The organism is Acinetobacter sp. NIPH 542, assembly GCF_000369825.1.
GTDB classification, from domain to species: Bacteria; Pseudomonadota; Gammaproteobacteria; order Pseudomonadales; family Moraxellaceae; genus Acinetobacter; species Acinetobacter oleivorans.
Genome location: NZ_KB850206.1, coordinates 1,976,816 through 2,003,591, shown reverse-complemented (window position 1 = coordinate 2,003,591; position 26,776 = coordinate 1,976,816). Strand labels below are relative to the sequence as shown.

The following is a 26,776-nucleotide window of genomic DNA, read 5'->3' as shown; positions in this document are numbered from 1 at the left end:
TATAAACCAAATTTAATAATAAATTTTAATTATTTATCCTTACTTTTTTAATGATCTAATTTAAAACAGATGTCATTTTGTGTGCTTGACTGTAATAGTGTTGAGCACTATCCTTTGCCTGCTGGCCTACATTGCCAGCCGGCTTTGACAGGCTGTTTTAGACCGCATCAGATATTCCTTCTGAGGAATACTCTTGTGTGTAAGCTTCTCGTCTCCTCCCGTTGCGGTAGGACGGGAGAGGGACACCTTCGGGTGTGCTGGCGTCTAACCAGTCTGTCAACCTTCTCTCGTTCTGCCACCATAATTATTTGACAGTAATTCGGTAGAACTTCTTTAGACATGAGGAGTCCTCTATGCATACTAATTTTTCTTATTTATTGGCCTTTGCCAAGCTTTCTCTATCCATACCGCTCAACTGGTCTTTAAAACGGTTTAAATATTTGTAGATTAAACTGTACTTCGTTACGACTAAAAACTCATAGCAACAATAAAGTCTGAGATACGCTAGGGCACGGTTTTATGCTGCCTTGGCATGCCTGTTTTCTCGCCTAATATTTTGGTGAAGGTATTTCTATCTCATTTACTTACAACAAAAAAATATTTTAAGCGGTACATATGAAAAATTTAGAAGCTTCATCTAGAGCGACGCGAGCGCTTCACATAGCAGCAGATTTATTTAAACAATATGGCTTCAACAAGGTCGGGGTGGACCGAATCATGATTGAGACCAAAATTCCCAAAGCCACTTTTTATAACTACTTTCATTCAAAAGAAAGACTGATTGAAATGTGTCTGGTTCTTCAAAAAGACCAGTTAAAAGAAAAAGTGAGAGCAGTGTGTGAATCTTGCCAATATCCAGATTTGTCTCTTAAGCTTAGACAAATCTATCTTTTACATGCTGACTTAAAAAGTGCTTATTATTTGTTGTTTAAAGCGATTTTTGAAATTGAAAAGCTTTATCCCAATGCTTATCAAAGTGCGGTGAGATATAGACAATGGCTTAAAAATGAAATTTTCAGCCTGCTTATGGAAAATAAGAAAACAGCTTCGTATGAGGAGTCTGATATTTTTGTATTTATGATTGATGGCGCAATTCTTGGGCGTTTAAGTTCAAGTAAAAATGAAGAGCCTGAGAGGTTACTGGATTACTTTTTAAATATGGTTTATTAAGTTGAACTTATTAAATTGAAATAGAAAATTAAAGAACAGAAAGGAAAAAGTGAGGCTGTTAGAGCCTCACTTTATATAGGTACTTATTTTCCTTTTTTAGTTTTTAAATATTCTGCATAAGCTTCATCCGCAAAGCGTCTTAAAGAATCACCAATTGCAGCATATTGGTATTCATTCAGGTTAGCTAAAGATGCACGAGCAGAAGGATGCTGCACACCGAAGCCAGAACCCGGTAATAAAACCACACCTGTTTCATCAGCTACTCTAAATAAAAGTTCTGTCGGATTTTTATTTTTCATGACCCAGTCGGCAAACTCATCTCCATAGAGAGTCCGTGAGGTGTTTTCAAGGTTGACTAGGGTGTAGTAGTCAACAGCATTTGGATCTGTTGGTACTTCAACACCAAGTTGTCGGTAAAGTGCCGCATCGCGTTCACGCACAACAGACTTAACCGCTTTTTTGTAGCTTTGGCGTGAGTCCATTAAATTAAACAAGGCAAATAAAACCATTTGAACTTGTTGTGGTGTAGATAGACCCGCAGTGTGGTTTAAAGCAACATTACGGCTATCTGCAACTAAGCGATCAATAAATTTAATGCTTGCAGGGTCAGTGGTTAAAGATGAGTAGCGCTCTTCAAGCTCTTTCTTTTCTTTTTTTGATAAGTTCGCAATTTGTTTATCAAGCACATTGTCATTTGAAAGTGCAATGACACCAAGTCGCCAACCAGTTGCACCGAAGTATTTAGAGAATGAGTAAACCAGAATTGTATTGTCAGGACAAATTGCAAATAGCGATTTGAAGTTATCTGCAAAAGTACCGTATACATCATCTGTCAAAATAATTAGATCAGGGCGTTTTTTAACGATATCTGCCAAAATCGCAAGCCCTTCATCACTCATTTTTACAGATGGGGGATTACTTGGGTTCACCAAAAAGAATGCTTTAATAGACGGATCTTCTAACTTTCTAAGCTCCGATTCTGGATATTGCCAACCGAGATTAGGATCTGCCTCAATGAGTACCTCTTCAAGCTGATAGTCATTAAGTTTTGGAATCTCAAGATATGGCGTGAAAATTGGGCTACCAATAGCAATACGGTCGCCATTTTTAATAATTTTATTTTCTTTTAATGAGTTGAAAATGTAGGCCATTGCTGCTGTTCCGCCTTCAACAGCGAACAAATCTAAGTCTCTTTTTTGCATGCCTTGTACGCCCATTTCCTTTAAGACGTACTCTTTAATAATCGTTTCACTGACTCTAAGCATTCGGTCCGGCACAGGGTAGTTACAACCTAAAATCCCTTCAACCATTTCAAGTAAAAAAAGATCTGGGTCGAGACCTAACTGGTCACGTACATAAGACACGGCCTTACCTAAAAAGACCACACCGGGTTTATCTCGGTTTTCCAAAATGAAGTTATCAAAACGTGACTGAAGTCCAACAGGGCGCGGGAAGCCACCTAGACCTTCTGGCATATATGAAAATGAAAATTCGGATTCGGTCGCTGAAAATAGACCGAGTTGGAAGAATGCACGACGTGGGATAGTCGCAAGAAAGTTCGGATTACCACGCCCAGCATTTAACATCATTCGGTCAGTTCTACTTTGAGCTAATTCTATTAAATTATCTTTAAGCTCAAATGGGCTGAGTTTTGCATATTTAGAATAATCGACTTTCCCCATGGGACGTCTCCTTAATTATAGTGAGATGAATAAAATTTCTAATTCAATGTATAAAATCAGGCCAAGCCTACGATCAGTGGTCCGAGTAAGGTCAAGAACACATTTGCCAAGGCATAGGTGATTGCAAAAGGAACAGTCGGAATTGAGTTTCCTGCTTTGTCTAAGATTGCCCCAAATGCAGGGTTTGCACTGCGTGAACCAGATAGTGCACCTGCCATCACTGCAACGTTGTTATAACGCAGAACATAACGTGCAAAGAGCATAGAAAGTAGGAGAGGAACCAGTGTTACGACAACTCCAATCATAAAGAGTGAAAGGCCACTTTCTTTAATGGTTTGAATGGCCTGTAAACCCGATTGTAATCCGACGGCAGCAACGAATCCTGCCAGACCTAAATCTTTAAGAAGCTGTGAAGCCGCTAGAGGCATATTGCCATGCACCTGATTTCTGCTTCGTATCCAGCCAAAGAGAAGACCTGATAGTAAAGCTCCGCCACCCGCTCCGAGTGTTAATGGCACATCACCTAAACGAATCACGAAGAGACCAATCACTAAACCGACCACAAGTCCTGCACCATGAAAAATCCAGTCCGTTTTTAAGCTTTCAGGTAAGGCTTTACCGGCCTCTTTCACTAAACGTTCGAGATCGTTTTTTGTACCGTATACAGTGACCACATCACCTTGTCGTAAAAGAGTATCATCGCTTAACGGTTGTGATTCATCGTTATGTTTAATCGCAAGTACATAAATACCGTGCTTCAAATAAGCTGGCGTATTCGCCTTAATGTCTCCTAAGGTACGGTTGATGTATTTGGAATTTCTTAGGATGACATCGCTGGTATCCATAATCATTTCCATACCTTGCGATGACTGTAATTCGGTCCCGATTTGCTCGGCAACTGAAACCACATTGGCACGGCGCCCAACCAACAAGACGACATCGTCAGTTTGTAAGGTCAGTTCGGGAGCAACATCAATAAACTGATCTTTACGTTTTAAACGTTCAATCGTAATACTCGGCTCTTTTGCTTCAATTTCCGCAATAGTGTGCCCGTTGGCTTGCTTGACTTTATAAATACGGCCAACAATTTCCGGCATTGCCAGTTCTTGACCTGGGGCTAGTTCGAAAGCACCTTTGAGTCGTTCACTTTGAGCTTTTAATGCATCGTCGTGAATTTCTTTACCCATAAATTTAGGCAAGATATTCACACAGACAATAATCGCTCCCAATGATCCGAAAATGTAAGTCACTGCATAGCCAATCGCGACATTGGCTTGAAGTCTTTGAATTTCTGCGAGTGGAAGATCGAGTCTAGAAATTGCATCTCCGGCAGTTCCAATAATGGCTGATTGAGTCATGCCGCCCGCAGCAAGACCCGCGGCCAAGCCTTTATCGAGGTGAAAAATTTTAGCCATGACTAAAACAGTGACTAAACCACAAACCGCCATGAATACTGCTAAAAGAATTTCTTTTATGGACTGTGGTCCTAGTGATTTAAAAAACTGAGGGCCACTTTCAAAGCCTACCGCGTAAATGAAAAGGGCAAATAAAATTGCTTTAACGCCATTATCGACAGGTACGCCAATAAGACTTAAAACAACTGCGACAAGTAAGGAGCCTGCGACTCCGCCAAACTGAAATTTTCCAAACTGGAACTGTCCAATCCAGAAGCCGATTGCGAGTGATAAGAACAATAATATTTCGGGGCTGTGCTTTAAGACACTTTGTAACCATTCAATCATTTTGATCTCACTTTTATTATTAGATCTATCTTTAATATATGAAATTATTTATTTTTCCTTTTTTAAAATACAGTATGAAAATTGCTTAAGCAAACCTTCAAATCTGGTGACTTTCTTAAGTTTAATTGTAGAAATAATATATTTAAAATGCTTGTGATCCAGATATATCGGTAATTCTGACTGATTAAATCAACTTTTGTTTTTAACTTGTAGTAAAATTTAATTACAATAATATAAAGAATGTTTCATAATGTAAAAGAACATATTTACTAATTTTTGATTTAATATTTTTATTAAAGTATTGATATTTATATGTAATTATTTTTTATTGTTATTGGGGATGTTAATTTATAAAAAATTAAAAAATAATCTACTTAAAATTAAATTTTTGTTAATTGTGTCGCATAATTTGGTTTTAAGTGTTTTATGGGTATATTTAATTTAATCTTCATAATAATCTTTAAATTTTTAACTCTGCTTATATTTAAGTGGGGTTTTTTTGGTATTTAATTTTTATCTTTAAATAAATTTATCATATTAAAAAGAGAGCTTTATTGTGGTTTTAAATTTGAGAGCTAGTTTATTGATGCTAACATTTTTAATAAAAGATCTACTCGTTTGCATGACCAAAGTGCCAATCTTCTGTGCTAATTTGCACAATCACAAACATGATATCTTGCTCAGGAATGCTAAATTTTTGCAGGAACTGTTCTGTCACATGCTGCATTAAACCTGATTCTTGTTGCGGCGTTCACGGGATAAAAGTGATCTAGAGCATCATGAACTTTTCAATAGGGAAAGATGTTAAGCAATAGTTAGGATTTACTAATTTGACGCTCAGCTACTTGGGTCAAAAGTGTGTTATCTGAGCTTAAGCTTATGACTTTATATAACTATTTTTATTTGATCACCGAATATGTATAGATTATTTAGCAGTTTCAACAATATATTGAACAGTACTTATGGTAATTTCCATTGTCTGATATAGCTTTTAGATTGATTTATATTTTAATTTATCTTAGTAATAAAAAGAGCTTTGTGTGACACAGTAAAACGATAAACCTTAGAGTATAACTATGAAGCTTAAAGAATTAGCAGGTTGTGAGGAGTGCGATACTGTCTATCGTAGAACCCCGCTTGCTTATGGAAAAAGAGCTTATTGCGTATGCTGCGGTGCTGAACTCTATCGGCACACCAAACCTTTTTCGACATTATTGGCTTTGATCTTAACGGCATTAATCGTATTTGTTATTGCCAATAGCTTTCCGATTGTAAAAATTGAATTACAGGGAAACATATCTGAAACCACCTTACTTGGAGCAGTTTGGGTGATGTTTCATTATGATCGGGCATTCGTTGGCGTACTCATCTTAATCACTACCTTTGTTGTGCCGCTTTCCTATCTTCTCTTACTTTCTTATGTATTAGGTACAGTAAGCGTATTGAAGAAAAGACCAACATTTTTGGTGATTGCCTTACGCACACTTTTTTTTATGAGAGTGTGGGGAATGGTTGAGGTGTTTTTAATCGGAATTTTGGTCACGCTTGTAAAGTTAATGGGAATGGTCTTGGTGATTCCTGAGATTGCGTTATGGGCGTTTGCGATCTTAAGTGTATTGTTGGTCTATATTACTTCCATAAAGGTGAGTGATATATGGAATGAAATTGATAGGTCACTGCCATGAAAACGATAAAAAATGTGACCCAAACCCGAAGCTCGCAGCAAGGGTCAGTGCTTAAGCAATATCCAAGAGCCAAAGATCTTTCATTAATTGTGTGTCACTGCTGTGGTGTTGTAAATTCTGCTCAAAATGAGAAAAGAGGACTCAAGCAAAGCCTTCAAGTTTTACGTTGTATTCGATGTAATAGCGTGCTGCATTCACGTAAACCAGCGAGTTTAAATCGAACTTTTGCTTTAGTGGTGGCTGCGACTATTCTCTATATTCCGGCCAATGTACTTCCCATGACGGTGACTGACTCACTTTTGGGAAGTCAGCAAGATACCATCATGAGTGGGGTCATTTACTTTTGGCAAAGTGGGGACTATCTGGTTTCAGTGGTTATTTTCATGGCCAGTATTTTTATTCCCATGTTGAAGCTACTGATTTTGTATTTTTTATTAGTGGCGGTCTATCTTCAACAATCCGCAGGTTGGAAATTTTTACCCGAGCAATGTGTAAAATTATATCGAATTGTTGAGTTTATTGGCCGTTGGTCAATGATTGATGTATTTGTTGTGGCATTATTAACAGCACTCATTCAGATTCAATCGCTTGCTACCATTTTAGCAGGGCCAGGTTCGATAGCTTTTGGCGCGGTTGTAGTCTTAACCATGTTTGCATCGTTAAGTTTTGACCCACGTATTATTTGGGATAATTTCTACGTATCTCAAAATACAAATAAACCTTCTTCTTTTGCTTCAGAAAAACCAAAGATTATTCACGCAGAACATCCGCCGTTGAATAATGATTCCATTAATCCCAGTCAATAAAAGAACAATGAGTATGTCTGAAAATGAAATAACCACTGGTAACTCAGATCATCGTGATCCGGAAGTTGAACTGGATAACATGAATGATTTGCCAGAACCCCAAGAAAAGAAAAGTCGATGGAAGCCTTTATTAATCTGGCTCATTCCATTAATTGCTCTTTTAATCGCGCTTTCGTTGGCTATAAAGGCGTTACTGTCTCATGGTCCTAGCATTGATGTGTCTTTTCGCACAGCTGAAGGGTTAGTTGCCGGTAAAACAACAGTTCGTTATAAGCAGGTCGATATTGGTGTAGTAAGGCAGATTGATCTTTCAGATGATCGTTCGCATGTTATTGCTAGAATTGATTTACGTAAAGGCGCCAGTAACTTTGCAGCAAAAGATTCACGATTTTGGGTCGTGCGACCGCGTATTGGGACGAGTGGAGTTTCAGGAATAGACACCTTATTGTCGGGTTCATACATTGAAGTGGATGGCGGTAAATCAGAAGAGGATAAGTTTGAATTTACTGGATTAGAAGTGCCACCAGTCATATCTTCAGACGTTCCCGGAAAAGTATTTTTCTTAAATGCAGATGATTTAGGATCTTTAGATATAGGTTCTCCAATTTATTATCGTCGAATTAATGTAGGGCAAATTACAGCCTATAAATTATCTGATGATGGTAAATCTGTAGAGCTGCAAACTTTTATTCGTGCGCCGTATGACAAGTTTGTCACTACCGATGCACGTTTTTGGCAGGCCAGCGGGATCGATGTGACCTTAAACGCTTCAGGCTTTAATTTAGATACTCAATCTTTGGCAAGTATTGTCGCAGGTGGTATTGCATTTGGATTCCCCGAAAGTTCACATGCCACAATGGCAGCGAATCAGAGTCGCTTTAATCTTTGGGACTCAAAATCTGAAGCATTAAAAGAGCCTGACGGACAACCTCGTGGTGTGATTATGTATTTTGATCATTCATTGCGTGGGCTTTCTGTTGGAGCGCCAATTGATTTCATGGGTATTGAAATTGGTAATGTTAAATCGATTAATGCAGAGTTTTATGACCACTATAAACAGATTCGTATGCGTGTTGAGGCGGTTATCTATCCTTCACGTGTTGAAAATGGTCAAGCGCTTAATCCAAATAGTGAAATTTTCAAAGATTTTGTTGAACATGGCTGGCGTGCTCAAATGAGAACAGGCAATCTGCTCACGGGTCAAAATTACATTGCATTAGATAAGTTCCCTAAAGCTAAACCAGCGACATTACAAATTTTGAGTGATGACCGTGTAGTAATTCCGACTACACCAACCGAATTGAGTGGCTTACAAGCTCAAGTTTCTCAGATTGCTGACAAGTTAACTAAATTCCCATTAGTTGAGATTGGGCAAGATGTACGTAAAACGCTCAACAATATGAACACCGCCATTGCCTCTACCGACAAACTGATTAAACAGTTAGATGGAAAAGTTGCCCCTGGTTTACAAGCAACTTTAGACGATGTTCGTAAAACTGTAAGATCGTCCGAGTCTATTTTGTCGAGCGATGCGCCGTTACAACAAGACGTACGTAAAGCATTGCAGCAAATGACACGTGCGGCAGCTTCACTACAGTTAATGGCAGATTATATTGAGCAACATCCCGAATCAATTATTCGTGGTAAGACACCAGAGGCCGATGATGAAAAATAAAAACACTCTATCTTTTCAACATCCTAAAGCAGCCAAATGGCTGCTTGGGAGCGGCCTGTTTTTAACGGCAGTTGCCATGACGGCATGTTCGAGTTCGCCAACGCCAAACTATTATACGATTTCCCCTAAAATTACTCCGGCAGTTAGCTCTAGTATTCGAGTCATTGAAGTTTTACCAGTTGGACTCCCTGACCGTTTAGACCGTGCGCCTTTGGTGCTGCAAGACAGTAGTGGCAAGTCTACGGTGTTAAACAATGAGCGCTGGACATCAACCATGAGTACGCAATTACGCGATACCTTGTCGGCGGGTTTGCAACAAAAATTAGGCGCAATTGACAGTTATAGCAGCGGCCTAGCTGGAAACAATCAGCCTTTATATCGAGTTTCTACAGACTTTTCTCATTTTGATATTGTAGATAAAAGCTATATTAATATTGCGGTGTCTTGGGTAGTGAAGCGTCAAATACCGCCTAGTCAATTAGAGTCAAATAATGCAAAAGTCATCACGAATGCAGGATCTCAGTTAAATTGTCGAATTGCTTTTAAGCAGCCGATTGATCAGAAAGCAAAAAAGATGGATGCGATTGTGAGTGCTTCAAGTGAGGCAATGACTCAAATTATTAATACGGTTTCTTCTTCAATTGTGGCGTTGGATTCAAACAAAAAATCGGTTATTAGCAATGGTGTTTGTTCGTAAAACATATCGCTTTTAACCAACCCCTTTATTTGTGTACAACAGATAAAGGGGTTTTATTTTTAGTTGCCTCGATAGGTTGAGTAACCGTAAGGGCTAAGTAATAAAGGAATATGGTAGTGATTTACGCTTCCATCCACTTTAAAAATTACAGGAACTTCAGCAAAAAAAGTTTGTTGTTTGTTCTTTTTAAACCAGTCTTCAGTTTTAAAGGTAACTTTATAAACTCCTTGCTCTAGTTTTTTATTTTCTGGATAGAGCGCAGTAATACGACCATTTGAATCGGTCACTTGCTGATTAAGTTTAATCCACTGGTTATTGGTATTTTTTTCTAAAACCACTTCAACCTGAGAAGAGGGCAAACCCGTCTCTAGATTTAACACATGCACACTTAGCGGATTAGTTTGTGCAAATGTAGCTGAAGCTATAAATAACGAAGATAAAGCAATAAATGATTTAGGCATGTTGAACTCCTTATGAATGAAAAACGGTTTCAATGGCTTTACTTGCGCATTGATTGTCATTTTGTGCGCCGCCAGCACCCGCAACGCCAATCGCGCCGATCACTTGGTTCTCAAAACGAACAGGCACGCCACCACCTAACAAAAGTAAATTCGCTACGGTAGTTAAATTTTTTGCATCGGGGTTTTGGTTACTGTTTTGGCTTAAAACCAAGGTCGATGTTTTTGTAGATAGTGCTGTATAGGCCTTTTTTTCAGCAGCAATTAAATTATGCGGGCCCACCAGCTCATGCCGTTCGGCAGTTAATGGATTACCGCCGCGATCTACAACAACGACCGCAATGTTTTGATTTAATTTTTTGCATGCCTCTTTCGCACTGTCGGCTAACAGATGGGCAGTTTTTAGATCTAACGAATAAACTTGATTCAAAGCAGGGGGCTGTGCAAAAGTACTATTACCGAATAGCACGGCTGCTAACATCAGCCAGTTCAATTTTTTCATGTTGATTGCCTCTATGTCGCTTTGAAAATCTTAAACAAATTGCTTAACTTCAAGCGTGACAATCACATTACAAAGTTGTCATCTTTCAAATGAGTCTCTACAAAATGCGTATCCTTATTATTGAAGACGAGATCAAGATCGCCACTTATTTGGTCAAAGGATTAAAAGAATCTGGATATCAAGCGGAGTGTGTTCACTTAGGGCTTCAAGGTTTGGAAATGCTAAAGAGAGATCAATATGACTTGCTTATTCTTGATGTCATGTTGCCTGACATAGACGGCTGGAGCGTATTACAAGTACTACGTCAGTTTTCAAAAATTCCGGTGATTTTCTTAACCGCAAAAGATCAGGTGATCGATAGAGTGAAAGGGTTGGAGTTGGGTGCAGATGATTACTTGGCTAAACCATTTTCCTATATTGAACTGTTGGCACGTATTAAAAGTCTGTTAAGACGACAGCAATATCTGCAAGAAAACGAGCTATCTATTAGTGATCTAAAAATGGATATGGTTGCTCATAAAGTATGGCGTAACGGAAACTTAGTTGAGCTGAGCAAAACCGAATTTAATTTGTTGCGTTACATGTTGCTCAACAAAGAACAAATCGTGACGCGCAGACAAATTGGTTCCGAAGTTTGGAATATTAACTTTGACACCGATACCAATTTTATTGACGTTGCAGTACGCCGTTTACGAAGCAAAATTGATGAGGGATATGAGTTAAAACTCATTCATACCATACGTGGCTTGGGCTATAAAATTTCGGTTAGCTTATGAACTTTAAATTTCTACGTTCTCTTGAAGTCCGTATTACATTACTGGTCACGCTCTGTTCTGCCTTAATTTTATGTTCAGTCGGCTTTATGACCTATTGGGGTATTAACCAGATTTTATTAAAGCAACAAGATAAAGCTTTAGCAGACAGAATTAACCGTTTGGAAATTTTGCTGCAAGATAGCGAAAATGTAGAGCAAATCATTGCGCGTCCTAAGCTGTATCAAAACATGCTTGGCAACCAAGACAACTTGTTTCTGCTCATCCATAAAGATAAAACTTTAATTAATATCAATCCGCTTCACATTCAACTGCCTGAACTTGCACAGCGAGACAGTCTTCAATTTCAAGATTTAGTTAACAACTCATATCCAACACGCATTGCTTGGAAAACCATAAAAATTAATAACGAGCCTTATCTACTCATTGCAGGTAAACAGTGGTCGGAACGCATCAATATTCTTTTACCTTTTCAAGAAAGTCTCTTGATGTATGTGGTCGGCGGCGTGTTTGCAATCTTTGTGCTTTGTATTTTAGCGTGTCATTTAGGTTTACGATCGCTACAACAGCTTCGTAAGCAAACTCATTCTATTAACGTAAATCAGCTCCAGAAAAGATTAAACCTATCAAATTCACCATTAGAAGTTGAGCTACTTTCAAAAGATATAAATCACATGCTTGAGCGTATTGAAAAGGGCTATACACAGCTCAACCGTTTTTCTGAAGATATCGCTCATGAGTTCCGTACACCTTTAAATAATTTGATTGGGCAAACCGAGATTGCTTTAACTGGCGAACGTTCGATTGAGCAATATGAAGATTTGCTGGTGTCTCATTTAGACGACTACCACAGATTAAAACGCATGATTGATAGCATGCTTTTCTTGGCAAGAGCCGATCAGAAAATGGTGCTTGTAAATAAACAGGAAATAAACGTCCAAGACGTTATAGATGGCCTATGCCAGATTTTTGAATATCAAGCTGAAGAACAAGAGTGTCATTTTAGGTTTAACTTAAAAGCTCAAACCTTATTTGCAGATCCTGAGTTATTTCAAAGAGCTGTTTATAACCTGATTTTAAATGCGCTGGTTCACGGTGGTGACAAGCGGATTATTTATATCGCAACTAAACATAAAATGATTGAGCATAGGCAATGGGTGAGCTTGACTGTGGTAACGGGAGGTATTTCAATTGCTGAACATCAACTTGAGCATCTTTTTGAAAGATTCTACCAATGCCACTCAAGTCGAAGTGATGAGAACCAGACAGGTGGGTTAGGTTTGTCGATTGTTGCTTCAATTATGGATCTACACCATGGCCGCTATCGAGTTTATAACACGGTCGAGGGTGTGTGCTTTGAGCTTGATTTTCTGGTTGCAGATGCTGCAAAGAAATACAATTAAATCCTTATTAATGTTCCTTAATTTTTAAAATTCACACTTTGTTCACAGCCCTCTGACGTATGTTTGATCATATGAAATAAACAGAAGAGGGTAGTCATGAAATTATTATTTAAGTCACTGGTCATGAGCAGCAGTCTTGCAGCGGTTAGTTTAATGCTTCCTTTGAGCACCTTTGCCGACACCAATACTAAACCTGTCGCTGTTGATTCTATTGATATTAATAAATACGCGGGTAAGTGGTATGAAATTGCGCATTTACCTATGTTTTTTCAGCGTAATTGTGTAGCCAATACAACTGCAAACTATTCTATTAACGCAGACAAAACCGTTGGTGTTTTAAATAGTTGTACGAATAAAAATGGAGAAACGATCTCATCAGAAGGCGTTGCTTATTCGCAAAATGAAGGCAACAGTAAATTAAAGGTGAGCTTTTTACCTTCTGGCCTTAGATGGATTCCTTTTACAAAAGGCGATTACTGGGTTTTAAGAGTTGACCCAAATTATCAGATCGCTTTAGTGGGTGGCCCAAGCCAGAAATATTTATGGATTCTTTCTCGTAGCCCTCAACTTGATGAGGCGACATATCAATCTTATCTGCAAACCGCAAAAAGCTATGGCTACGACGTTTCTAAACTCGTTAAGACAACACAGTCTAAATAGTGAAATGCTGGTTGCGTAGATTCTTATATTTATCTCGTAACCGAGTGAACTTCACATAAAATTCATTGCGCATTTTCTAAATTAGAACCAAAAGAAATGCTTTAGATCAGGAAGAATCAATGTCTAAATTTTTTCTGCGCTGGATCGATAGCTGGTCAGATTCAGAAAATGCGCAAGTGGGTGCTTCTAGCGAATATGTCATTGAAAAGAACATTCAATGGTTAAGAATTATTCCTTTTATTTTATTACATATCGCTTGTTTAGCAGCGTTTTGGGTGGGCGTATCTTGGTTCGCTGTGTTCTTCATGCTGGGGTTTTATTTTCTTCGCATGTTTGCAATTACTGCTTTTTTCCACCGCTATCTTTCGCATAAAACTTTTCAGACATCACGTATTGTTCAATTCATTTTTATACTGATCGGGACCATGAGTGCGCAGCGCGGACCTTTATGGTGGGCAGCACATCACCGTTATCACCATCATTTTACCGACACCGATCAGGACCCGCATTCAGCGAAAGCAGGCTTTTGGTATTCGCATGTAGGCTGGTTTTTAAATGAGCAAAATTTTGCTACTCGAAAAAAAGTCATTAAAGATTGGTTGAAATATCCAGAGCTGATTTGGCTGGACCGATTTAGTTTGCCTATTGTGATTTTGACGGCTTTAGCAATTTATGGTTTAGGTTCGTGGCTTGCACAACATTTTCCTGAGTTGGGTACGAATGGTTTACAGCTTTTAGTGTGGGGTTTTGTGATTTCCACAGTTCTATTAACGCATGCAACCTTGTGTATTAATTCACTCGCTCATCGTTATGGTTCACGTGAGTTTAATACCCCAGATGACAGTCGTAATAACTTCCTACTTTCTTTAATTACCTTGGGTGAGGGATGGCACAACAACCATCACTTTTACGCTGGCAGTGTGCGTCAAGGTTTTTATTGGTGGCAGATTGATATCACCTTTTATGTACTCAAAATGATGTCTTTATTTGGTTTGGTGTGGGGGCTAAAGCCCGTACCAGACAAGGTTTATCAATATAAAAAGATTAAAGACTTATCGATAGAGAAAATTGAAAACGGTGAAGTGTTATGAAAATTGCCATTATTGGTTCAGGTATATCTGGACTTTACGCAGCTTGGAGATTGTCAAAACAACATCAAGTCACTGTGTATGAAAAAAATAACTATTTTGGTGGTCATACTGACACTCACGAGCTAGAGATAGAAGGCACTAAAGTCGCGGTAGATAGTGGTTTTATCGTTTTTAATGACTACAACTATCCGTTATTTACCGACATGCTTAAAAAATTAGGTGTAGAAACTCAAAGCAGCGATATGAGTTTTTCGGTGAATAATCTGGTCAGTGGACTTCAATATAATCCTTCAAAAAAATGGTCGCTCTTTGCCCGTCCGCAGAACTTTTTAAACCGAAAATTTCTGCAAATGCTCTCAGATTTGCTACGTTTTTATGATGATAATAAAGATATAGATGTGGCAGATATTGATCCAAATTTATCGATTGAAGAGTATTTGGACCTTCACAAATATAGTCATGAGTTCCGTTATGAGCATCTTTATCCGATGTGCGGTGCCTTATGGTCGGCTCCGGTTGAGCAGGTAGGCCAAATTCCATATCGATTTGTGGTGAGCTTTTTTCAACATCACCGCATGTTGCAGCTAAAAGAGCGGCCGCAATGGCAAACAGTTAAACATGGCTCAGCAAGTTATATTCGTGCTATTCAAAAGAATTGCCGATCCATTGAGTGGAAGTTTGCAGAAGTAAAAGCTGTGAGCCGTTCTCCAGAAACAGTTTTGATTGAAACCGTTGAAGGGCAAGCCCAATACGACTGGGTGATTTTTGCAAGCCACGCTGACGATAGCCTAAGTCTCTTAAAAGATAGTTCTTTGCTTGAACAGGAAATATTAAGTCAATTTGGTTATCAAGATAATCGAATGGTGGTTCACCGTGATCTTTCAATTATGCCTAAAAGCCGTTTGCAGTGGGCAAGCTGGCATGTACATGTAACACCAACTTCTCAAGTTCAAAACGAATTATCCGACATACATTATGGTTTTACCTACTGGATGAATAATTTGCAGAATTTATCCTGTGCTACTCAGATTTTTTCTACGTTAAATCCGAATATGAAAATTAAAGCCGAAGACATCTTGGTTGAGCGTAAATATCGTCATCCCGTGTTTGATGCAAAAGCGATTCAAGCTCAATCTCGTTGGCACGAAATTAATGGGCAAAATCGGACTTCGTTTTGTGGAGCGTATTGGGGCTGGGGGTTTCATGAAGATGGAGCCCGCAGTGCAGCACGTGTTGTAGAGCAACTCTTAGCGTTATAAAAAAAATAGGTAAGGAGCTTTCAAATGTTATTAAATAAACTTGCTATCGCTCCTGTACTTATTCGTCACAGACGCTATAGCCCGAAACCGCATCAATTCACATCGACCCTAAATTATTTATGGTTCGATCCAGATCAATTAGATGATATTACAAAAGATTGCTCACTGTGGTCGACTGATCATTGGAATGTACTAACATTATCTAAAAATGATTTTTTAAAAATGTATCGCGGTTCTATAAAGGATCGAGTCGAAAAAGCGATACTGCAAAATAACAACTCACATCTTCGGCCAGACTGGCAAATCAGAGTCTTGGCTTTGCCTCGTAGTTTGGGTTTTAGGTTTAATTCGGTCGTATTTTATTTTGTTTTAAATAAAACTGGAAAACCCGTATTTATTGTCAGTGAAATTACCAATACCCCGTGGAATGAACGAAAAGTTTATATACATGACTGCTCAAAACAACAAAGAAATATGGGTGATTATCAGAGTTTTGATTTTCATTTTGAAAAATCATTTCATGTTTCGCCGTTCATGCCCATGCAGTTGACTTATCACTGGCGGTTTAGTTTTTCAGATCAGCAAAATGTCATTCATATGCAGCTCTTTGAAGAACAAAAACAACTCTTTGATGCCACTATGCGCTTTGAACTTGTGCCCATCACATTTCCTTCACAGCAATATCGTTATGCTCTTATAAACAGCCTAGCGCCTTTTAAAATGTTGTTTTCAATATATTTACAGGCATTTAAGTTGTGGCGAAAAAAAGTTCCATTTTATCGCCATCCTAAAAAGATCAAGGTAGATAAGACATGATAAAAACATTTCTTTATGGTGAAGATGAGTCACTACCATTGTTACTCAAGAGTCTTCTTAAGCTACGTCATGGACAGATTACTTTTCAGGGCGCGTGGAGTGGTACGGTTGGCGAGGTTTCAGACTTACATGCTGTGATTGAAGTCCGCAATCCTTTGTTGATGGATCTGATTTTAAAAAATGGGGTTTTAGGGGCAGCGGAAGGCTATATACGTGGGGATTGGAGCAGCGAGCAACTTGTAGAGTTGGTGCAGATCTTGGCACGTAATCGAGATGTACTAGACCAGTTCAACCAGAATGTTATTGCACAAGCGAGCCAGCTTTTTCTTAAAGCTTGGTATAAAAATAGAAAGAATTCTTTAAGCGGTAGCCGTAAAAATATTGCTGAACATTACGACTTAAGCAATGACTTTTTTAAATTATTTCTAGATCCGTCTTTAATGTATTCGAGTGCCGTTTTTGAAAATGAAAATATGACACTCGAAGACGCATCTGATTTTAAGAAAGAGCTGATCTGTAAAAAGTTAGATTTAAAACCAATGGATCATTTGGTTGAAATCGGAAGTGGTTGGGGCGGTTTTGCCATTTATGCAGCTCAACATTACGGCTGTAGAGTGACCACCATTACCATTTCACAAGCTCAATACGATGAAGCCGTTACTCGTGTAAATGACGCAGGCTTAGCTCATCGAATTGATGTGCAACTGAAAGACTATCGCTTGCTCGAAGGAAAGTTCGATAAGCTGGTTTCAATTGAAATGGTTGAGGCCGTTGGTGCTCAATATTTATCGACATACTTTGATCAATGTAAAGCGCTATTAAAACCAAAAGGTCTAGCATTTATTCAGGCCATAACCATTGAAGATTTTCGATATAAAAAAGCATTAAATACAGTCGATTATATTAAGCGCTATATTTTCCCAGGTAGCTTTATTCCTAGCATAAGTGTATTGACTCAAACCGCCTCTGAAAGTGGTTTAAGGCTAAAGTATTTAAATGATATCGGTTTAAGTTATGCACAAACAATTCATCACTGGCGAGCACGGTTTTTAACCGCACGAGAAGAAGTATTGGCTCTGGGTTTCGATGAAAACTTCATTCGCATGTGGGATTTCTATTTATGTTATTGCGAAGGCGGTTTTAAAGAAGGCGTGATAAGCAATGTTCACTTGTTGTTTGAGAGTGCTAGTTACTAACTCAAACAGCTCAAGTAAGGAGACTGCTGATGTTTTTGAATTTACTGATTCTAGATTTAATGATCATGTTACTGAGCTGGCTACTTGCCACTCTAAATGGCCGAGCTGGAATTGTAGATGCTGCATGGAGTTTCTGTCTGGCAGTAAACATTATTGTGTCTTCTTTACTCATTTCAGTTGCTCCTGTTGAAGTACGATTTTTTATCGGTATTTTTAGCGGCTTATGGTTTCTAAGATTATTTTGGCATCTGTTAAGACGTTATCAATCTGAACAAAAAGAAGATGGCCGTTACGCGAGAATGCGTCAAGCCATGGGAAAGTTTCAGCATTTTGGCTTCTTCTTATTTTTTATCTTTCAAACACTTTTAGTGCTTTTGTTCTTCTTACCAATGTGGACGCTACTCAATGTAGAAGCAACTGAATGGAGTAGTGGATATAAAGTCACTTTAGTGATTGCGGCTGTCATCATGGCGATTGCCTTGATTGGAGAGCAGCTCGCTGATCAGCAGTTATATCGGTTTAAATTAAATCCAGATCATCATGGCAAAACCATGGATCAGGGTTTATGGCGTTATTCACGTCACCCCAATTATTTTTTTGAATGGTTACATTGGTTTGCCTATCCAATCATTGGTTTAGCGGCAGGCCAATATTTATTGTGGATTTATCCGTTACTGATGTGGCTGTTTTTATATTACGTCACGGGTATTCCATTTAGTGAAAAACAAGCAATTAAAAGTCGTGGTCAAAATTATCGTGATTATCAGCAAAAAACATCAATGTTTATTCCGCGAAAACCCAAAAAATAGGTGCGCATATGGATTTTATTGTTCATCAGTCTTTGAGAATTGTTGAAAGTGGTGTGCTTCCAGATCATGCAATTCGAGCTGCAATCCGTGCTTTAAGCAAAAAACGCTTAATTCAAGAAGGCCGTTATGACCCTGAACAAGGGGCGCAGCGATACATGGATGTGCTTAATATGCTAAAACGGAGTGAAATCGCCGTTGAAACGGACAAGGCAAACGAGCAGCACTATGAATTACCCACTGAGTTTTTTCAGGCAGTGCTTGGAAAAAGACTCAAATATAGTGCGTGTTATTTCCCGACTAAAACAACAACTTTAGATCAGGCAGAAGAGCTCGCACTTCAGCTTTATTGTGAAAGAGCACAACTTAAAAATGGTCAACATATTTTAGAGTTAGGCTGTGGCTGGGGTTCTTTAACTTTGTGGATGGCAGAAAACTATCCACGCTCACAGATTACAGCTGTTTCAAATTCTGCAACTCAAAAAAAGCATATTCTCGGGCAAGCAGAATTGAGAGGTTTAAACAATATTGAAGTGCTCACCTGTGATGTGAATGTACTTGAATTAGACCAAGCCCAGTTTGATCGTGTTGTATCGGTTGAAATGTTTGAACATGTTCGTAATTACCAGCGTCTATTTGAGAAAATTCAGGGATGGTTAAAAGCAGACGGCTTACTTTGGTGTCATATTTTTTGCCATCGCTTTTTACATTATCCTTTTGAAGTAAAATCAGATTATGATTGGATGTCCAAGTATTTCTTTACTGGCGGATTAATGCCGTCGACTTCAACTTTTTTACATTTTCAAGAGCATTTAGAGTTGGCTCAACAGTGGCAATGGTCGGGTGAGCATTATATGAGAACGGCAAATGCTTGGCTTGAGAATATGGATAACCAAGAAGTCGAACTGAAGCCACTGTTTAAAAAAATCTATGGAAAAGATGCCAATATTTGGTGGCAACGCTGGCGTATTTTCTTCATGGCTTGTGCTGAGCTATTCGGTTTTGAGCAAGGACAAGAATGGGTCATTGGTCACTTTTTATTTAAAAAGAGAGCATTGTAATTTCTACAGCCTATCCCGGCGATAAAGATATGATAAGAACTCGAAACGATGGCAAAGCGAGTCATCCATTAGCCCAAATGTTCAATCGATATTATTGGTTGCAGATTGGTCTGATTGCATTATCAATCGTGGTCGGGTTGGCGTGTAGTGCTTGGGTGATTAAAGGCTCTTTACTTAAAACTGCTTTAGAGCAGGAAATGGAACACTATTGGTTACGCATCGAACATAATCCAAATGCAGATTTACCAGATACCAAAAATTTATATGGATATCGGTGGAATACAGAGGTTGCACCTCAACCTTTTAAAGACATGCGTTTAGAAAGTGGTGTGCATCGAGTATTTGTTGATGGTAAAGAACGGATGACGGTATATGGTGAGCATAACGGTCAGCATGTTCTATTGGTATTTGGCGAAAGTAATGTCAATAAACTGATCTGGTTATTTGGACTTGCTCCACTGATGTTCAGTTTATCTGTTTTATATAGCTTTTTATGGTGGTCAAACCGAAGAGCAAGACGCTATTTTTCCCCAATTACGCGTTTAGCAAATGCTTTGGAAAATATTGATTGGGCACATCAAGACACTCAAGCTTCTCCTTTTAAAGATATTAATACCAATGGCAATATGGAAGCAGAATATCTCAAACAAGCCTTGGAAAAATATCATCAGGTTTTAAGCGATTTTATTCGACGTGAAAGAGAATTTACAGGAGATGTGAGTCATGAGTTGCGCACTCCACTCACAATTTTGAAGGGTAATGTGCAACTTTGTCAGGCGAAGTATGGAGAGGATAAAGCCCTAGTTCGACTTCATAATACAATTGAAGATATGCAGTTATTAGTCGACACCTTACTGGCAATCGCACGTAATACAGTAAAAAGCTTACCATCTGAAAAGAATTTTTTATCCAGAATTGTGAGGGATTTAGTCGAAAGTTTAGAGGGGGTCAGTGAGAGTAAGGGGATACATATTCATATTCAACCCGATCTTTCTGAACAGCCGCGTTGGTTATATCCCTCTATGACACAAATGGTGTTAAGCAATATTTTACGTAATGCGCTGAACTATTCTCAAGGCTCACAAATCGACATCATTCAACAAAAAAACAGCCTAATTATTGCAGATAATGGAATTGGAATTTCTTTACCTAACGATGTGAAAGTACAAGAGCTCAGCGATTCACAACTCTCTTTAAAGGCTAAAGGTCATGGAATTGGTTTGCAATTGGTACAAAAGCTTTGTAAACAATTAGGATGGCGAGTCGAGTTGTTTGATCGACAATATTATTTAACAACTCATCCTGAACTAAAGTTGGAGCCGACCACGGGCTTAATTGTTGTGGTCTATTTGAGTTAACTTGCTGAACTGTCTAAAGCAATTTTTAAACCGACACCTGCCACTGTGTGTAATAGTTTAAGGTCAAAAGGTTTATCAACCATTTTTCTTAAGTTGTAGATGTGACTGCGTAACGCATCGCTTTCAGGTTCTTCGTCGCCCCATAATTCCATCATCAGTTCTTGCTTGGTCACCACTTTTGGAGACTGGCGCATCAAAATTTTTAATAGTTTAAATTGAATAGGTGGTAACTCGATATTATTGCCGGCACGAACTACAGTTTGAGTTGCGCTATCAAGAATTAAGTCGTGAATTTGAATTTTATGATGAGTGACTTCGCCAGCTGCTCTTTTTATTAATGCACGAATCCGCATTACTAATTCGTTAAAATCAAAAGGTTTGACTAAATAATCATCTGTGCCAGCAGTAAAACCTTTAAGTTTGTCATCTAAAGTATCTCTTGCTGTCAGCATAAGAACTGGAATATCAACACCTTGTTCGGTACGTAGCCAGTTGCACAGGTCATAACCCGAGCCATCAGGTAGATTTATGTCGAGCAGTAAAAGGTGATAATGCTGAGATTTAAGAAAAGTCCGTGCAGCATCTAAATTACGCGCATGGTCGACGACATAACCATGCATTTCAAGAAATTCGCAGACCGTTGCTGCGAGTTCAAAATGGTCCTCAACCATGAGGATAAAGTGATTACCCATGAGATTTTATTAAGCCATTAATTTAATAGTTGTTGTTTTAATTTAGCATTAAACGGTTCGCTACCAAACCAGATTTTAAAATATTGATTTGCATTCGGATTGTCTATAGAACCGAGCAGCTTCTGGTTTAATTTTAGTTCTAGTTTTTGATTTTCATGTTGATAGTAAAGACTGTAAAGATCTCCACTCTTAATTGGTCTATATAGTTCATTAATATGATTAAGCGGAGATTTTGCATCAAATCCGCTAACATTTTTCTTCAAAAAGTGGCTTGCTGCCCGTTTAAATGCCCACTCGGGAATATCACGGTTATAGCTAAACTCCATTTTGATGCTTTGGCTTTGCCAATTTTTTAGGCAATCTTCAGCAAAGTAACTGACATTTCCCACCTTCTTACTCGTAACCGTTAAAGGTGCTGAACTGCATTTTTTTAGTTCAGCCGCGTTCGCTTGAGATACGATTAAGATTCCTAGAAATATCAAGATTCGACTTTTTTGAACGGTAATACCCATTTATATACTCCTCCAAATATTGGTAAAGAACGGTAAAGGCCATTCGCCGGATCCCAATAATCTTGCTGGAAAATAATTTTTTGTTGCTCATTAATCTTAATTTGACTAATTCCATAAGAAGCCATGGTTTTTGAGCGACCTAACATTTTAAAGTCATAGGTCATGTACCAATGAATATAGGCTGTATCTTGGTGATGAGTTGCACTAATGAGTTTTACAGTGACATTACTCACTCGGGCATTCATGCCTTCAAAATGCTTAATCAAATCTTTTTTCTGAGAGAACTGCGAGAGTGTATCGTTGATATAAAGTTGATCGGCGTAAAGATGACTCGCGTTATTCACAAAAGAAGGGGTACCAAGCGTATTAAATGCGGCAATAAAACGATTGCCAATATCTAGCGCTTGTTGGTCATTTAATTCTATTCCAGTAATTTTTTGTTCGGCTTTGCCGTAATCACCTGAGTAGCTAGGCACACTTTTACACGCTGTTAAACCTGCCAAGGTAATTAGCCCTAAGGCTGTAGTTATAATTTTCATGTCTATATCCGAACCAACTTTATAAGATTAAGTTAAAGAGCTGGTCGTGAAGTTTGCGTGAATTCTTATGTTTTATGATTTGGGTTTAATGGAGAGCATTTTCTGTTTTGGAATTTTCATCAATTAGGTCTATTCAACTTAGAAGTTTCTTTGGATGTCACAGCGTTTAAGATTAATAAATAAGATAAGCTAGAAAAAATTTAATAAAGCAATTTTATTCTAGCTGCACTTTACCCATAAGAGATATAGATAAGTTTTGCATAAATAGAAGGATTCAATAATGAAAACAATCGGCTTATTAGGCGGAATGAGTTGGGAATCTACAGCACTTTATTATCAACAAATCAATAAAATGGTTCATCATAAGTTAGGAAAATTACACTCTGCTAAGGTCATTATTAATAGTGTCGATTTTGAAGAAATAGCAGCCTTGCAAGCGAAGGGTTTATGGCAAGAAGCTGGCGCATATTTAGCTGAGCAAGCACAAAATTTAGAAAAGGCAGGAGCAGATTGTATTTTGGTGTGTACTAACACCATGCATAAAGTTGCTGCACAGATTGAAGATTCAATTACGATTCCGTTCTTACACATTGCTGATGCAACGGCAAAAGAAATTTTGAGTCAAAACATTGGTAAAGTTGCGCTGTTGGGCACAGCTTTTACAATGGAGCAAGATTTTTATAAAGCTCGATTGCAGGATTATGGAATTGATGTTGTTATTCCAAATAAAGCCGACCGAAAAATAGTCCATAGCATCATTTATGAAGAACTTTGTTTAGGTGTGATTAATCCCGATTCACAGCAAAAGTACATCGCTATTGTAGAGAGGCTCATTGCTGAAGGAGCTCAAGGAATTATCTTAGGTTGTACCGAAATTTGTATGTTAATTGGTGAGCTTAAATTCTCGGTTCCTTTATTTGATACCACCACTATTCACGCAAAAGAGGCGGTAAGTTTTAGCTTAAACGAAAATAAAAACTCTAATAGCGCCAATCTACATAAGTCTGCTGCAATTGCTGGGAGTATTCTTTAGCAATATTTGGAATATCCTTTGTCATTAAACGTTAAGCTTGTGTCGTGAAATGTAAAGTGGCCCATATCCTAACTGTTGTAATTTTGGTTATTGCTTTTATAGGCACTCAATAAAAAACCAAAATATGGAATAGGACATGACGTTGACGAAAGCTATACGTTTCTATGGAACAGGAACGCCAGAAGTAATGCGCTATGAAGATGTAGAAGTAGGAGATCCAAAAGCTGGAGAAGTACGCCTACGTCATGTGGCAGTCGGTTTAAATTATGCCGATACATATTTTCGCAATGGAACCTATCAAATTCCAATGCCTAATGGCATGGGCGTCGAAGCTTCAGGTATCGTTGAAGCTTTAGGCGAAGGAGTCACTCAGCTTAAAGTAGGCGATCGAGTTACTTATACAGGTTTTTTAAATACGTTAGGTGCATATAGTACCCATCGTCTAATTCCAGCAAATGCTTTAATTAAATTACCCGAAGAAATTTCTTGTGAAACAGCGGCAGCCATGACCATGCGAGGGCTGACCGCTGCTTATCTGATGCGCCGCATTTATGACTTTAAAGCGGGCGATTCAATTTTATTACATGCAGCCGCAGGTGGTGTTGGGCTGATCGTTTCTCAATGGGCTAAATTACTTGGTTTGACTGTTATTGGTACCACTTCTTCAGAAGAAAAAGCTGCCGTAGCGCGAGCTCATGGTTGTGATCATGTCATTAACTACAGCCATGAAAATGTTGCCCAACGTGTACGTGAGTTAACAGGCGGCGTTGGTGTAAATGTCGTTTTCGATAGTGTCGGTCAAGCCACTTTCATGAGTTCATTAGACTCACTCAAACGCCGTGGTTTGTTGGTCTGCGTAGGAACAGCGTCTGGTCCAATTCCTGCTTTTGATCCGGTATTACTCGCCGTGAAAGGTTCATTGTTTGTCACACGTCCAGCTTTGGCCGACTACATTGCAGATCCTGCCGAGAAGAAAGAACTGGCAAATGAATTATTTGATCATGTTCGACATGGACGAATCAAAATTGAAATTAATCAGCGTTATGAGCTAAAGGATGCCGTACAAGCTCATCGTGATTTGGAAGCACGTAAAACAATAGGTTCATCAATCTTTGTAATTTGAAGGGATTTCTTATGCAAATTGAACAGTTAACTTGCAATATTGGTGCAGAGCTCAGTGGAGTCAAACTTGCTGATGCGATTTATGATGATGGATTATTTGCTGAAATTCGCACACAACTGCTTAAACACCGTGTGTTGTTCTTGCGAGATCAGCACTTAAGCCGTCAGGATCATGTCGCATTTGCAGAAAAATTTGGACAGTTAGAAGATCATCCTGCTGTAGGCAGCCATCCTGATCATCCGGGTTTGGTGCAGATTTATAAACATCCGGAAAGTCCCGTCGATCGTTATGAAAATGCTTGGCACAGCGATGCAAGCTGGCGCAAGGTTCCACCGATGGGATGTGTGCTGCACTGTGTTGAATGCCCACCAGTGGGTGGCGATACCATGTGGACCAACATGGTGATGGCCTATGAGTCGTTACCCAACGATATTAAGGATAAGATTGCTGACTTACGCGCTTATCACAGCATAGAAGCGAGTTTTGGTGCGGCTATGCCACTTGAAAAACGCTTGGACTTAAAAGCAAAATTTCCCGATGCTGAGCATCCTGTGGTACGTACCCATCCTGAAACGGGCGAGAAAATTTTATACGTCAACGCGTTCACAACCCACTTCAGTAACTATCACACCAAAGAGCGAGTCAGGTTTGGACAAGATGCCAATCCGGGCGCAGCTGAATTACTGCGTTACTTAATTTCTCAAGCGTATATTCCAGAGTTTCAAGTGCGTTGGCGCTGGAAACCTAACAGCATTGCCATTTGGGATAACCGCAGCACACAACATTATGCAGTCATGGATTACCCACCTTGCCACCGAAAAATGGAGCGGGCCGGCATTATTGGTGACGCAACCTATTAAATCTATAGGTTAATAATTTTATCTAATTGAAAATTCTAAAAATATATCAGGAGATGCACATGCAATTCTTTGACGACTCATTGCACCCAGAAAATATGGAAAAAGTGGTAATCACGGTTGCGCCATATGGACCCGAATGGATGCCGGAAGATTTTCCCGAAGATATTCCGGTGACCATGGATGAGCAAATACAAAAAGCGGTTGAGTGTTATGAAGCGGGCGCTACAGTGTTGCATTTACATGTCCGTGAACTTGATGGCAAAGGCTCTAAACGCTTGTCAAAATTTAACGAGCTTATCGCAGGTGTTCGTGAGGCTGTGCCTGACATGATTATTCAGGTAGGTGGTTCGATTTCATTTGCACCAGAAAGTGAAGGTGAAGCGGCTTTATGGCTAAGTGATGACACCCGACATATGTTGGCTGAACTTACACCAAAGCCCGATCAGGTCACGGTGGCAATTAACACCACACAAATGAATATTATGGAATTGCTCTATCCTGAATATTTAGAAGGGACTTCATTGGCACATCCAGCGACTCAGGCAGCATATGCAGAGATGACTGTGCCAGCAGGGCCTGCATGGGTTGCCGAACATATTAAGCGCTTATGTAAAAACAATATTCAACCGCACTTTCAGTTAACGGGTATGCATGGCCTTGAGACGCTAGAACGTATGGTGCGTAAAGGGTTGTACATGGGGCCGTTAAACTTAACTTGGATTGGAATTGGCGGTGGTTTTGATGGTCCAAACCCATTTAATTTCTTTAATTTTATTCATCGCGTACCTGATGGATGTACTTTGACATCAGAATCTCTGCTCAAAAATGTATTGCCTTTTAACACCATGTCGATGGCAATGGGTTTACATGCTCGTGTGGGTAACGAAGACACGATCATTGATCATCACGGGCGCCGTTTTTCATCTGTAGAGCAAATTAAGCAAACCGTTCGGATTGCCCATGAATTAGGCCGTGAAATTGCCTCAGGAAAAGAAGCCCGTGAAATTTATCGTATTGGGGTGCAATACAACAGTATTGAAGAAACCCTAATCGCAAATGGTATTGCACCTAATCGTAAAGCAGGGCAAAAGGGTGTGCCGCAGCGTAACTAATGTGACAAGGTCTAACGGAATTTAGACCTCAAATGTAGTGCAGTTTATTCGCTTTGTTTTTAAAA

Annotated in this window: 27 protein-coding genes; 19 read left to right on the top strand and 8 right to left on the bottom strand. The window is 39.0% G+C overall.

Going from position 1 to position 26,776, the window contains the following annotated elements; all coding sequences use genetic code 11:
* Positions 1-615: 615 nt before the first annotated feature.
* Positions 616-1,170 (top strand): TetR/AcrR family transcriptional regulator, encoded by a 555-nt coding sequence (locus F886_RS14820; RefSeq protein ID WP_005306909.1) that lies wholly within the window; start codon positions 616-618, stop codon positions 1,168-1,170.
* An 83-nt stretch (positions 1,171-1,253) separates the two neighbouring features.
* On the opposite strand, the gene F886_RS14815 is transcribed toward F886_RS14820, so the two are convergent.
* From F886_RS14815 to F886_RS20590, 3 genes are all read right to left on the bottom strand, one after another.
* Complete coding sequence (locus F886_RS14815; RefSeq protein ID WP_005306905.1) at positions 1,254-2,852, bottom strand: bifunctional aspartate transaminase/aspartate 4-decarboxylase; 1,599 nt, start codon at positions 2,850-2,852, stop codon at positions 1,254-1,256.
* 56 nt (positions 2,853-2,908) lie between these two features.
* Positions 2,909-4,594: an aspartate-alanine antiporter gene (gene aspT, locus F886_RS14810; protein ID WP_005306902.1), complete on the bottom strand. Its 1,686-nt coding sequence runs from the start codon at positions 4,592-4,594 to the stop codon at positions 2,909-2,911.
* A gap of 610 nt (positions 4,595-5,204) precedes the next feature.
* Positions 5,205-5,321 carry a tautomerase family protein gene (locus tag F886_RS20590; RefSeq protein WP_228129973.1) on the bottom strand — a complete coding sequence of 39 codons (117 nt, stop codon included), beginning with the start codon at positions 5,319-5,321 and terminating at the stop codon, positions 5,205-5,207.
* Between the two features lie 349 nt (positions 5,322-5,670).
* Between F886_RS20590 and F886_RS14805 the strand changes: the two genes are divergently transcribed.
* The 4 genes from F886_RS14805 to F886_RS14790 are packed head-to-tail and all read left to right on the top strand — an operon-like array spanning position 5,671 to position 9,457.
* Entirely contained in the window at positions 5,671-6,279 is a 609-nt protein-coding gene (locus tag F886_RS14805; RefSeq protein WP_005306899.1) for a paraquat-inducible protein A, read from the top strand.
* Positions 6,276-7,085 (top strand): paraquat-inducible protein A, encoded by an 810-nt coding sequence (locus tag F886_RS14800; RefSeq protein WP_005306896.1) that lies wholly within the window; start codon positions 6,276-6,278, stop codon positions 7,083-7,085. The genes F886_RS14805 and F886_RS14800 overlap by 4 nt, the downstream gene beginning before the upstream one ends.
* A 7-nt stretch (positions 7,086-7,092) precedes the next feature.
* Complete coding sequence (locus F886_RS14795) at positions 7,093-8,760, top strand: PqiB family protein (protein WP_034591362.1); 1,668 nt, start codon at positions 7,093-7,095, stop codon at positions 8,758-8,760.
* Positions 8,750-9,457: a PqiC family protein gene (locus F886_RS14790; RefSeq protein WP_005306889.1), complete on the top strand. Its 708-nt coding sequence runs from the start codon at positions 8,750-8,752 to the stop codon at positions 9,455-9,457. Before F886_RS14795 ends, F886_RS14790 begins: the two co-directional genes overlap by 11 nt.
* Before the next feature lie 59 nt (positions 9,458-9,516).
* On the opposite strand, the gene uraH is transcribed toward F886_RS14790, so the two are convergent.
* Positions 9,517-9,918 carry a hydroxyisourate hydrolase gene (uraH, locus tag F886_RS14785; RefSeq protein ID WP_005306885.1) on the bottom strand — a complete coding sequence of 134 codons (402 nt, stop codon included), beginning with the start codon at positions 9,916-9,918 and terminating at the stop codon, positions 9,517-9,519.
* Positions 9,919-9,928: 10 nt separating this feature from the next.
* Positions 9,929-10,396 (bottom strand): GlcG/HbpS family heme-binding protein, encoded by a 468-nt coding sequence (locus F886_RS14780; protein WP_081402282.1) that lies wholly within the window; start codon positions 10,394-10,396, stop codon positions 9,929-9,931.
* A gap of 125 nt (positions 10,397-10,521) precedes the next feature.
* Between F886_RS14780 and F886_RS14775 the strand changes: the two genes are divergently transcribed.
* From F886_RS14775 to F886_RS14730, 10 genes are all read left to right on the top strand, one after another.
* Positions 10,522-11,193 (top strand): heavy metal response regulator transcription factor, encoded by a 672-nt coding sequence (locus tag F886_RS14775; protein WP_005306878.1) that lies wholly within the window; start codon positions 10,522-10,524, stop codon positions 11,191-11,193.
* Positions 11,190-12,593 carry a heavy metal sensor histidine kinase gene (locus F886_RS14770; RefSeq protein WP_005306875.1) on the top strand — a complete coding sequence of 468 codons (1,404 nt, stop codon included), beginning with the start codon at positions 11,190-11,192 and terminating at the stop codon, positions 12,591-12,593. The genes F886_RS14775 and F886_RS14770 overlap by 4 nt, the downstream gene beginning before the upstream one ends.
* 96 nt (positions 12,594-12,689) lie before the next feature.
* Positions 12,690-13,253, top strand: a complete 564-nt coding sequence (locus tag F886_RS14765) for a lipocalin family protein (RefSeq protein WP_005306872.1) — start codon at positions 12,690-12,692, stop codon at positions 13,251-13,253.
* A gap of 119 nt (positions 13,254-13,372) precedes the next feature.
* Positions 13,373-14,344: an acyl-CoA desaturase gene (locus F886_RS14760; RefSeq protein WP_005306868.1), complete on the top strand. Its 972-nt coding sequence runs from the start codon at positions 13,373-13,375 to the stop codon at positions 14,342-14,344.
* Positions 14,341-15,603 carry an NAD(P)/FAD-dependent oxidoreductase gene (locus F886_RS20165; protein WP_005306866.1) on the top strand — a complete coding sequence of 421 codons (1,263 nt, stop codon included), beginning with the start codon at positions 14,341-14,343 and terminating at the stop codon, positions 15,601-15,603. Before F886_RS14760 ends, F886_RS20165 begins: the two co-directional genes overlap by 4 nt.
* A 24-nt stretch (positions 15,604-15,627) precedes the next feature.
* Entirely contained in the window at positions 15,628-16,419 is a 792-nt protein-coding gene (locus F886_RS14750; RefSeq protein ID WP_005306863.1) for a DUF1365 domain-containing protein, read from the top strand.
* Positions 16,416-17,615: an SAM-dependent methyltransferase gene (locus F886_RS14745; protein ID WP_005306860.1), complete on the top strand. Its 1,200-nt coding sequence runs from the start codon at positions 16,416-16,418 to the stop codon at positions 17,613-17,615. The genes F886_RS14750 and F886_RS14745 overlap by 4 nt, the downstream gene beginning before the upstream one ends.
* A 29-nt stretch (positions 17,616-17,644) precedes the next feature.
* A complete protein-coding gene (locus tag F886_RS14740) occupies positions 17,645-18,424 on the top strand; it encodes a DUF1295 domain-containing protein (RefSeq protein WP_005306858.1) in 780 nt (259 codons plus the stop codon).
* Positions 18,425-18,432: 8 nt separating this feature from the next.
* Positions 18,433-19,482: an SAM-dependent methyltransferase gene (locus F886_RS14735; protein ID WP_005306855.1), complete on the top strand. Its 1,050-nt coding sequence runs from the start codon at positions 18,433-18,435 to the stop codon at positions 19,480-19,482.
* A gap of 29 nt (positions 19,483-19,511) precedes the next feature.
* Positions 19,512-20,840, top strand: a complete 1,329-nt coding sequence (locus F886_RS14730) for a sensor histidine kinase (protein WP_005306852.1) — start codon at positions 19,512-19,514, stop codon at positions 20,838-20,840.
* Here F886_RS14730 and F886_RS14725 read toward each other — a convergent pair.
* The 3 genes from F886_RS14725 to F886_RS14715 are packed head-to-tail and all read right to left on the bottom strand — an operon-like array spanning position 20,837 to position 22,583.
* Complete coding sequence (locus F886_RS14725) at positions 20,837-21,532, bottom strand: response regulator transcription factor (protein WP_005306850.1); 696 nt, start codon at positions 21,530-21,532, stop codon at positions 20,837-20,839. The two genes, F886_RS14730 and F886_RS14725, sit on opposite strands and share 4 nt — an antisense overlap.
* 17 nt (positions 21,533-21,549) lie before the next feature.
* Entirely contained in the window at positions 21,550-22,044 is a 495-nt protein-coding gene (locus tag F886_RS14720) for a chalcone isomerase family protein (RefSeq protein ID WP_005306848.1), read from the bottom strand.
* On the bottom strand, positions 22,011-22,583 hold the full coding sequence (locus F886_RS14715; protein ID WP_005306846.1) for a nuclear transport factor 2 family protein: 573 nt from the start codon (positions 22,581-22,583) through the stop codon (positions 22,011-22,013). Before F886_RS14715 ends, F886_RS14720 begins: the two co-directional genes overlap by 34 nt.
* A gap of 280 nt (positions 22,584-22,863) precedes the next feature.
* Between F886_RS14715 and F886_RS14710 the strand changes: the two genes are divergently transcribed.
* The 4 genes from F886_RS14710 to F886_RS14695 all read left to right on the top strand — a co-directional run bounded on the left by F886_RS14710 (position 22,864) and on the right by F886_RS14695 (position 26,711).
* On the top strand, positions 22,864-23,616 hold the full coding sequence (locus F886_RS14710) for an aspartate/glutamate racemase family protein (protein WP_005306843.1): 753 nt from the start codon (positions 22,864-22,866) through the stop codon (positions 23,614-23,616).
* A gap of 136 nt (positions 23,617-23,752) precedes the next feature.
* Positions 23,753-24,739, top strand: a complete 987-nt coding sequence (locus F886_RS14705; protein WP_005306840.1) for a quinone oxidoreductase family protein — start codon at positions 23,753-23,755, stop codon at positions 24,737-24,739.
* Positions 24,740-24,750: 11 nt separating this feature from the next.
* Positions 24,751-25,599, top strand: a complete 849-nt coding sequence (locus F886_RS14700) for a TauD/TfdA dioxygenase family protein (protein ID WP_005306837.1) — start codon at positions 24,751-24,753, stop codon at positions 25,597-25,599.
* 59 nt (positions 25,600-25,658) lie between these two features.
* Positions 25,659-26,711, top strand: a complete 1,053-nt coding sequence (locus F886_RS14695) for a beta-keto acid cleavage family enzyme (protein WP_005306833.1) — start codon at positions 25,659-25,661, stop codon at positions 26,709-26,711.
* Positions 26,712-26,776 lie beyond the last annotated feature (65 nt).